Annotated in this window: 7 protein-coding genes; all 7 read left to right on the plus strand. The window is 49.9% G+C overall.

Annotated elements, in window-relative coordinates; genetic code table 11:
• The first annotated feature begins 174 nt into the window (after positions 1-174).
• A complete protein-coding gene (locus ACO6VE_RS16995) occupies positions 175-1,815 on the plus strand; it encodes a hypothetical protein (protein WP_422462470.1) in 1,641 nt (546 codons plus the stop codon).
• Between the two features lie 149 nt (positions 1,816-1,964).
• Complete coding sequence (gene map, locus ACO6VE_RS17000; RefSeq protein WP_422445386.1) at positions 1,965-2,759, plus strand: type I methionyl aminopeptidase; 795 nt, start codon at positions 1,965-1,967, stop codon at positions 2,757-2,759.
• Positions 2,760-2,761: 2 nt separating this feature from the next.
• On the plus strand, positions 2,762-5,473 hold the full coding sequence (glnD, locus tag ACO6VE_RS17005; RefSeq protein ID WP_422462472.1) for a [protein-PII] uridylyltransferase: 2,712 nt from the start codon (positions 2,762-2,764) through the stop codon (positions 5,471-5,473).
• Positions 5,474-6,040: 567 nt separating this feature from the next.
• Entirely contained in the window at positions 6,041-6,994 is a 954-nt protein-coding gene (corA, locus tag ACO6VE_RS17010; RefSeq protein ID WP_422445390.1) for a magnesium/cobalt transporter CorA, read from the plus strand.
• Between the two features lie 80 nt (positions 6,995-7,074).
• The gene (locus tag ACO6VE_RS17015; protein ID WP_422445392.1) at positions 7,075-7,560 is read left to right on the plus strand and encodes an aminoacyl-tRNA deacylase; all 486 of its coding nucleotides are present in this window, start codon (positions 7,075-7,077) and stop codon (positions 7,558-7,560) included.
• A 177-nt stretch (positions 7,561-7,737) separates the two neighbouring features.
• Complete coding sequence (gene brnQ, locus ACO6VE_RS17020; protein WP_422445394.1) at positions 7,738-9,069, plus strand: branched-chain amino acid transport system II carrier protein; 1,332 nt, start codon at positions 7,738-7,740, stop codon at positions 9,067-9,069.
• A 317-nt stretch (positions 9,070-9,386) separates the two neighbouring features.
• Complete coding sequence (locus tag ACO6VE_RS17025; RefSeq protein WP_422462473.1) at positions 9,387-10,508, plus strand: ATP-dependent zinc protease; 1,122 nt, start codon at positions 9,387-9,389, stop codon at positions 10,506-10,508.
• Positions 10,509-10,696: the final 188 nt, after the last annotated feature.

The following is a 10,696-nucleotide window of genomic DNA, read 5'->3' on the forward strand; positions in this document are numbered from 1 at the left end:
ACCGGGGAGTACGGTCGACTGAACAAAACTCCCTTAGAGCGGCAAAGGACAAGCGAGAGCGGGAGCACGTTTATGAAATATCCGGGTTAAAACATCAATACAAAACAATGAGTATCTGTGACGGGATACTCATTTTCACAACAAATTCATTAAACGTTTTCGCAGGTTGATGTGATGGCTATCAAAAAGCAACTTGTGTATGTGGCTTTGCTGCTCATACTTTTATTTTCAAAGCCATACACCTCTTATGCCGTGCCTTTTCTTATTAATAACCATTGCCTGCAAGTGTCTGCTCCGAGGATAACTGCAAGCCAGTCATGTCCCGGACACGTTATCCCTGCCCATCAAACCCGCAACCTCCACTCTGAAGAGTTAAGATGTTCGGCCAACCACTATACCCATGTTCGCTTACCGGAATCCTTTGACGAAGAAGCATGGCAGGACTTAAAAAATATCAGCCGCCACGATGCGGCAGATATTTTGCGGCAACAGCCGTCACCAGCCTGGAAAGGTGTTATTAACTACCGCACATACCTTCACTGGAATTGGCAGGAGTGCCAGCTCGTCACCGATGCACATCACTGTGGTTCTTACCATGTATGTGAAAAGACATACCTGCCCACCTCGGATGGTGGCATGAAACAAGTCGAACATTGCCATTGGAAGGCAAAAACCTGTTACGCCGATATCACCATGCACGAAAGCCGGTACTGTCAGGATGGTGAGGGAAAAATGGTCTTTGACGTGGAGTTTCTGAAAAAAGATAAAGCCCGCTGGAGCCCTGATTCCCCCGGCTTTATTGACCGTCTTGCCAATGGCTATGATCTGCTACCGGGTGAAGAGGAAGTGGTCACTGTAAGCAATCTGAAAAACATCGCGCGTACCTCACAATCTGCCAGATTAGCGCCAACCCTGTTTATTGAAGACCCTAAAAACGAGTACATCTTCAACGAGCATATCCACAACCCGCAACCGGATAGCCTTTCCTGTCGCTTCAAGGGTGAAGACGAAGTCAGCTTTACCGTAACCACACGAAAAAGAATTGCTTCAGACTCTCCCAACGCTTTTTCGCTTCCCAAAACTTTTGACAACGAGCATATTGACCCACTGGTATGGCAGTCGGTCCCTGGTCTGGATGGCTCAAGGCAAGAGAAAGGCTACCCATTCATCATGAGGGCCCAGGACTTCTCTGCCGCAGCACTCAACGAGGTATCAGAAGATGTCACTGAAAAGCTGAAAAATATCATCGTCAGAGTCCAGCTCTACGAACCATCCATATTTGGCGACAGACTGAAGTCTACTATCTATATCGATGAAGCAAAAGGTATTCAGCAAACATTGAACGCCATTTCCAACGACCAGAAAATTCGACGGTCGACGCTTTGGGAGTTCAAACTGAAAAATGGTGATAACCCTGACAAAAATATTTACCGGAGTTATGTGCCCACACTGTTCTACTATCCCGGAAAAATTTTCCTGTCCAACGAGGCCCTCAGCTACGATGACCAGCTGGCTCCGAACACAATATACACACTGAAGTTAACGGTTTATCAGAAAAACCTGCCTTTCTACCATCAGTCCTGCGAATCCGATCCTGACGCCTGGGATTGCCAGTGGTATACCTTATGGGGGCTCTTCAGTTCCAAGCGCTATGAAGATAATTATTTTTCAAAGAAAAGCCTTGATGTCAGGTTCAGATCAAACCCAAAAGTAGACCAGAGAACCTGGCTATCTTCCTTCTGGCACTTTGTCAGATATGCCCAAATTGCAGTACCGTTGGGGGCTGTGGCTTTATCGGCATCTTACCTGCTTTAGGAGGCTTGCCGGACTTAAACGCAGAAGTCACCCCTCGTTTTGAGCAACAGCTGACGAATATAATATTGTTAATACTTCGCTTGGGGATTCTGGTAAGATAATAAGAATTATCATTTGACTTTCGCATCTTTAAGTGGCCTGACCTGACAATGAATGTAACCATCAAAACCCCTGAAGAAATTGAAAAGATGCGCATCGCTGGCCGTCTGGCCGCTGAAGTGCTGGAAATGATCGAACCCCATGTGCTGCCCGGCGTCTCAACCGGCGAACTGGATAGCCTCTGCCATGATTATATTGTCAATGTGCAGAAGGCAATTCCTGCCCCATTGAACTACGGCGCAGCCCCGGGCAGACCCGGCTTCCCCAAGTCTACCTGCATTTCCATCAACCAGGTCGTTTGTCACGGCATTCCCAGTGACAAAAAATTTCTGAAAAGCGGCGACGTTGTTAATATTGATATCACTGTGATCAAAGATGGCTACCATGGCGATACCAGCAAAATGTTCCTGGTTGGTGACGTTCAACCGTTTAACCAGAGGCTGGTACAGGTGACTCAGGAGTGCCTCTATCTGGGCATTGAGCAAGTGAAACCAGGCAACCGTCTAAGCGATATCGGTCGTGTAATTGCCAGACATGCCCACGGCAATCATTTCTCAGTTGTGGAAGAGTACTGCGGCCATGGCATTGGCAGTGTGTTCCATGAAGACCCACAGGTCATCCACTATGAGGGTTATAACGACAGAAATGACTGTGTCCTGCAAGAGGGCATGACATTTACTATCGAACCAATGATCAATGCTGGCAAGAAAGGAACCAAACTTCTGGGCGATGGCTGGACTGCGGTAACCAGAGATCGACGCCCTTCTGCCCAGTGGGAACACACCATTGCTGTAACCGCTACAGGCTATGAAGTGCTCACCAAACGAAAAGAAGAAAACTTCTAATAATGAGCAATCCGTTTCAGAAAATCCCAACCTCTGTTCAGGATCATCTTTTCAACAAGAGTCAGTTCCGGGCGGACTTAACAATTTCCAAAACCCCGATTCCGGCCTATAAGAAATGCCTCAAGGAAGCCACATCCAAAATGGATCAATGGTTTCTGGATGGTATGAATATAGAGCAGCTGGTATTTGCCAGGGCTTGGTTGATGGATCAGATTCTGCGCCTGGCCTGGGAACATCTGAACTGGAGTGACAGCTGCCCCATTGCCCTACTGGCCGTTGGCGGTTACGGCAGAGGGGAGCTGCACCCCGGATCCGACATTGACATTCTGATACTGCTGGAAAAAGACCATTACGATGAACACCAGGATGCGATCGAACATTTCCTGACCTTACTCTGGGATATCGGATTAAAAGTCGGCTCCAGTGTCCGCTCCCTTGATGAGTGTGCCAGCCAGGCCGCTGACGATCTGACCATCATCACCAACCTGATAGAGTCCCGGGTGATATCCGGTCCGGCATTTCTGCACGAACACCTGTTGGACCTGATTGACACTGAAAATATGTGGCCCAGTCAACGGTATCTTCAGGCAAAATTCGATGAACAACGTAAACGGCACCGTAAATATAATGATACCGAATATGATCTGGAGCCAAATATCAAGGGTTCACCGGGCGGCCTTCGGGATCTGCATATGCTGGGATGGGTGGCCCGTCGCCACTACGGGACTCATGATCCCGCTGAGCTTATGGAGCTTGGATTCCTGAGCAATGTTGAATATCAGCAGCTGCAGAGGTGCCGGGCATTTCTCTGGAAAATCCGCTGGGCACTTCACTCCCTGACCGGGCGGGGAGAAGATCGCCTGCTGTTTGACCACCAGCGAACGCTGGCCAGCCAGTTCGGTTATCACGACCACACAGGCGCTTTGGCGGTAGAGCAGTTTATGCAGAGCTACTTTCGCACGGTCATGATTGTCAGCCAGCTAAAAGACCTGCTGCTGCAACATTTTGACGACGATATCCTCAGCGCTGGCATCGTTCATAAAGTTCATGCCATTAATGAACGTTTCCAGGTATGCAATAACTACATTGAAACCGTGCACGATAGAGTCTTTGCCGAACACCCGCCCGCGATTCTGGAGATGTTTGTGCTGCTCACCCGGGATCAGAAAATCCACGGTCCCACCGCTGAAACCATACGACTGCTGAGAGATTACCGCCACCTGGTAGACGGTACTTTTCGCAAAGACCCAAGATGTACAAGGCTGTTTCTGGAACTCATGCGTGCCCCCTATGCTTTAACAGCGTCGTTAAGAAGGCTGGCCCGCTACGGCATACTGGGTCGCTACCTTCCGGAGTTTGGTCGAATCATAGGGCAGATGCAGTACGATCTTTTCCACACACTCACGGTGGATGCCCACACCCTGTTATTGATAAAGTACCTGCGAAGTTTTTCCTACCAAAAGAGCCACCAGCAGTTTCCTATTGCCTCAAGAATCATCCATAGAATTCCCAAACCGGAATTACTTTATCTGGCAGGCCTTTACCACGATATCGGTAAAGGCCGTGGAGGCGATCACTCCCAGCTCGGTGCCGAGGATGCACAGCAATTCTGTCGTGTTCATGGCCTGAATAAAGAAGATACTGCGCTGATTGTCTGGCTGGTCCAGGAACACCTGACCATGTCCGTCACCGCTCAGAAAAAAGATCTGTCCGACCCGAAAGTGATTCAGGACTTCGCACGGCGTGTCGGTACCCGGGAACGACTGAAGTACCTTTACCTCCTGACAGTAGCGGATATTAATGCCACCAACCCCGGGCTTTGGAATGGCTGGAGAGCCTCTCTGTTACAACAGCTTTTCTCGCAAACCCACCAGCTTTTGAAACGGGGCGTAGATAATCTGCCGGAAATGAATGAGCAGATAGCCAACACCAAACAACGGGCAATGGCTCTGTTAATCGAACAAGGCTTGAAAGAGGAAGACATATCCTACCTCTGGGATCAGTTTAATGATGAGTATTTTCTCCGTCACCAAAGTGATGAAATCAGCTGGCAGACCAAAGGTATTCTCCAGCATGACTCAGAAAAGCCGCTGATCCTGATTCCGGAAATTGCCGATGGTTATGAGCACCAGGGGTCAAGCGTGTTTGTCTATACCCATGACCAGTCCAATCTGTTTGCTGCCACAGTAGCAGCGTTTCATCAGCTGGGACTGGCCATTCAGGATGCCCGTATCATTACCTCCAGAAGTAACTACAGCCTTGATACCTATACCGTGCTTGAAGAAGATGGCTCTGCCATCGGGCCCAATGCCGAACGGATACTGGACATCAAAACGCACCTGCAGAATACCCTGTCTGCGCCGGACACATTCCCGGACCTTATCCGCCGTCGCACACCACGGCAACTGCGCTATTTTAACCGGGAGCCTGCGGTGCTGATCAGCAACCAGATTGAACCCAGGCAAACAGTGCTGGATATTACCGCAACAGACCGCCCCGGACTGCTTACCCTGATCGGCAAAACCTTCGCCAGACTGGATCTGCAGGTACACGGTGCCAAAATTGCCACCTTTGGGGAAAAGGTCGAAGACAGTTTTATCATAGCTGACCATAATGGTAAGGCCATTCGGGAGGCTGCGAGCTGTAGCGAAATATGCAGTGCATTAATCCATGTACTGCGTGAAGCGTCAAGCCATGATGCCATTACACCTTGATAACTGAGTTTCATGATGCATGCGGTTGGGGCACGAGTCGGCTCGCGATCCGACCTGCATTGAGACCGTTTTGCGGGTGTAGCGCCTCCCCGTCATCAGAGCGTTCAGCCCAGTCTCTTTCCTTATACTACCCTGCCAGTTTAGTAGCACCTGGTACATGGTTTCAATGAGTTTGACGTGTACAATCTCCGTTCACCCTGAGCGGAGTCGAAGGGTGCTTGGCACGATCTATCAGAGTCCGGAGTTTCCGCCTTTAGGCCCTATGGGTCCTTCGATGCTTCGACAAGCTCAGCACTCAGGACGAACGGAGTGCGGAGGCACGACAACCCGCCAAACTCATTGAAACCATGTACTAGCACATTCCCACTATCCTAATAGAAGTCAATTATCGTACAATCCCTCTCCTTTTTTGTGACCAAACGGTGCAACCCTCTGAAATCTGAAATGACAATATCCTCCGTTGTTTTTTGAAATATTCAGGGTCTGGTCGTTCAGATAGATAGTTTGGTGGCTGGCACTATAACTTCGAGTCAGCCAATCTATTTCGTTATCAATAAGGCAGTAACTATGATCTTTGCCTATAGTGCTCAGGATAACCAGTTTTCCATTGACCGGGTGTCGCCAGATTTCCCGTCGGCCAAGGGCACTATATGGCTGGAAGCAACAGAGCCGGACAGTGCTGAGCACCAATGGTTAACAACCCACTTCCCGGGCTGCCTGCCCGAAGAAGAAGATCTGGGAGAGATTGAAATTTCCTCCCGCTACTTTGAAACCGAAAGCGGTATACATATTCGCTCCCTGTTTCCCCACAGGTCCGGCCACGAGCTGAGAAATATTAACGTCGCATTCAACCTCAGACCCGATAAACTGATCACCCTTCAGGATGAGCCCACCGGTTTATTCAGGCTGATGCGCAAACACCTTAAAACCCAGCATATCAAGGCAGCAACGCCTCTGGAGGTGATCATTGCGCTGTTTGATGCCAAGGTTGAATACCTTGCTGATACTCTGGAAGAGGTTTACGAGGACCTGGAAGAAGTCAGCCAGAATGCGCTGTCAGAGCAGTATAAAGATGTTGATGAGCAGCTGCGCACTATCACACTTCAGGAGGACCTGAATGGCAAAGTCAGGTTGAATCTGCTGGATACCCAGCGCTCACTTCGTTACCTGATGCGCGCATGCAGCCACATGCTCAATGATGAACAGAAGGACAATATCAGGGATATGCTTCGGGATATTGAATCCCTGACACCACACACCGGCTTCCTGTTCGAGAAAATCAACTTTCTGATGGAGTCCACCATGGGCTACATCAATCTTGAGCAGAACAACATAATCAAGATTTTCTCAGTGGCCGCCGTTATGTTCCTCCCGCCGACACTGATTGCCAGTATTTACGGGATGAATTTCAAAATCATGCCAGAGCTCTCGATTGAGTTCGGCTACCCAATTGCACTCGGACTGATGTTGTTGAGCGCGTTAGCCACCTTTCTGTTTTTTAAACGTAAAGGCTGGTTGTAATACCGATAGCCCCTGAAATACAACCATCAGCGGCTATACTCTTTTCACCTCAAGCCAGAATTTACTGGGGTGATTTCATCATGAGCATTGCCAACACAGTTTACGATTACCTTGCCAGGCAGCATATTCCCTATCAAACCATCCGACATCAACCCAGCAAAAGTTCCGTGCAGAGCGCCATCGCCGCCCGGATTCCATTGCACCAGCTGGCCAAGGCAGTGGTCCTGAAAGATAGTCTTGATCACTACCTGATGGCCATTTTACCTGCGGCCAACCGGGTCAATATTCACCAGGTGAGCCAAATCACCAACTCAAAACTGCAGTTCGCCACAGAACACGAACTTAACTCCAGGTTCAAAGACTGCGAGCCCGGAGCCATTCCACCCTTTGGTGAGCCCTACAATATGGCAGTGCTCTGGGACAACCGGCTGAGCCAAAGCCCGGATGTTTTCCTGGAAGCCGGTGATCATGAAACCCTGATCTGCCTGTTGCAGGAAAGCTTGCAGCAAATCAGCAATGATCAGCCCCATGATGACCTTTGTTCAGCACCACCGGGCAATCATTAAATGATTGCCGTCATGCTTTTCAGGCTCGTCGATTGCCCTGCTACCACTTTCACAGATAGCGTCCATACTGATAGCAGGCAGCTGGTTATCTGTCATCAGAAAGACTATTTAATTAATGTAAAAAAGGAGCAGATCCCGGTAAAACTTCAATAATCGGGAATTCTGGAAGCTGAAAACATGAAACAAAAACTGAGTTTACAGAATATTGTCGGTATGGGGTTTATGGTATTTGCCATGTTTCTCGGGGCAGGAAACCTGATTTTCCCCCCCATGGTGGGACAACTGGCAGGTCAGGATATGTGGTATGCCGCTGCAGGCTTCCTGCTTACCGGCGTCGGCCTGCCACTATTGGGCATTGTTGCCATCGCCAGAGTGGGTGGCGGATTCAACGAAATCAGTGGCGAAATGCCCAGAGCCCTGATCATCGCCCTTGGCTCCTGCATTTACCTGATTATTGGCCCCTTGTATGCCGTTCCAAGGACCGCCCTGGTCTCTTTTGAAGTGGGAATCACACCGTTTCTGGCGGAACCCGGCAAGCTCAGCCAGCTGATATTCAGCCTGATCTTTTTCAGTATCTCCTGGTATCTGTCTATCCGGCCCGGAAAACTGCTGGAGTCGGTAGGCGAACTGATCACTCCGGCGCTGATTGCCCTGCTGGTCATTCTCGGCCTCTCCCCCATTTTTTCACCACTCGGTATTCCCGGGCAGGCCATGGGTACTTATACCGAATCGCCGGTTATCAAGGGATTCCTTGAGGGTTATATGACCATGGATGCCCTCGCAGCACTGATGTTCGGCATTGTCATCATCACCAATCTCAAGTCCCATGGTATTGAAGATAAGTCCAGCCTGTTTCATTACAGTATCATTACCGGCATCATCGCAGCGGCCGGGCTTGCCCTGGTGTACCTCTCTCTTTTCTACCTGGGAGCCACCAGCCGGGAGATAGCCCCCGATCCGGACAACGGCGGGCAAATCCTGACCCTTTATGCCGAGACACTGTTCGGAACCACCGGGATAGCACTGCTCGCGGCTGTGGTCACCCTGGCCTGTCTGACTACGGCCATTGGCTGTATCACCGCCGCCAGTGAGTACTTTGATGAAATGTTCGATAGGGTCAGCTATCGAACCATTGTCACCGTCATCAGCATTGTCTGTGTCTTTTTTGCCAATATGGAGTTAAACGAGATTATTGACCTTTTTATTCCGGTACTTCTGATTCTCTACCCAATCTCCATAACATTGATTTTCCTGGGGCTTATTCGTGACTGGCTGCCCAGGCCCGTCCTGACTTACCGGGCCACACTGGCGGTCATTTTCACCTTCAGCATCATTGATGCACTTCGCATAAAAGATTTTTCAGTGCTACAGCCTTTTTTACAGCCTTTCAGCATGATGCCCGGCTATGAAGCACACCTGGTCTGGCTACTTCCGTCTCTGGCTGTATTAATCATTACCGTTCTAATTGGCTTGATCATCAGACCTGCTTCGAACTGTCAAACGCCATAATAAATCACAACCATTGTTTGTTACCCGGGTAGCCTGGCTATCCGGGCTGGCTTATAGAGCGGCTGCAGAGATATCTCAGAATTTAGTCAAGATTAACAATTGGCAAGCGAAGGCAGATCAAGTAAGCTTCTGCGCTTTTAGTTGCCAATACTTCAGCCACTATCACCGGACTCCTTTAGGCACTACGGTTTTGTTGATGACAGGCAACCGCCATGGCTGCACGCATACAATGCGTGCGCCTTAAATAGTCCCCAAAAAAACGTAGTGCTTGTCACATGTTCCGCAACTTGGCTCTGCCAGCTTTATTCGTTTTAACCATGATTTTAACCGGATGCCAGACAGCTTTTTATAAAGAGCGTCCTGCCAAGGACGATTCTCGTACTACCCAACCCGTTCCAGTTCCGGAGACGTCGGAACACCCCATGGTGCCAGCAAGGCCCGAGGCACAAACAAAGCCTCCTGCCGATACCCATACGATTACCATTCGTGAGCAGACCATCCAGACACCGGCTCACCAGGATGGCCTGCTCGTTCTTGGCATCAACGAAACCGCTACCCTGCCAAACCTGAACCTCAAAATGGAGGCAAAGCTGGATACCGGCGCAGAAAACAGTTCCGTGGATGCCAGAGAGATCCAGTTTTTTGAGCGTGATGGCAAAAAGTGGGTCAGGTTTGAGCTGCATCGTACGTCCATAGGGACTGAGCTGATGGAGTTACCGCTGAAAAGTGTCACCCGGATCAAACGTCCGGGGCTCCCATCGGTGGAGCGCCCAATTGTCATGATGACCATAACCATCGGTGACATTACCCAGTCAGTGCCTGTTTCACTGACTGATCGCAGCAACTATGAGTCACCGCTGCTGATCGGGCGCAGCTTTATGCAGGATCTGGCCGTTATCGACGTCAATCAGAAGCATATTGCCACTAAAACGGTGATCAGCTCCAATAACCGTAAAGCCCTGGTTCCCGTTACCCAGAAATCCTACACCAGGGCTATCATCAAACCGGTCAGCATTAAAGGTCTGGTCACCGTGGGCGCTGTTGAACATATGACGCTGCCTGATGCCGATACGGTCCTCAAAGCCCGAATTGATACCGGTGCCCTGACCTCATCCATAGATGCACGGGATATGGAGTTTTTCGAAAAAGATGGCCAAGACTGGGTTCGCTTCCGATTGGCAAACTCCACAGGAGATCTTATCTCCATGCAGGAGCCGGTCACCCGGTTTGTTCGGATCAAACGCCATGGAGAAGAACCTGAACGACGCCCGGTGATCACGCTGAACGCCAGCATTGGTGACATCCTTGTGCCGACACAATTTACTTTGCGCAGCCGGGAAAACTACGAGTTCCCGGCATTGATCGGTGCCCGTTTCCTTGAGAAACGAGCGCTTGTGGATGTATCCAGAGAATACACATCGGATACCAAACAGCCCTGAGCGGAAAAACAGCCCTGAGCGGAAAAACAGCCCTGAGCGGAAAAAAAGCCCTGAGCGGCATACAGCCTGGTACACCTTTTCAAAGAGTGTGTGTACCATCTCCGTTCACCCTGAGCGGAGTCGAAGGGTGCTTGGCACGATCTATCAGAGTCCGGAGTTTCCGCCTTTAGGCCCTATGGGTCCTTCGA

Origin of the sequence: Endozoicomonas sp. ALB115 (assembly GCF_049310245.1) — a bacterium.
Classification (GTDB): domain Bacteria; phylum Pseudomonadota; class Gammaproteobacteria; order Pseudomonadales; family Endozoicomonadaceae; genus Endozoicomonas.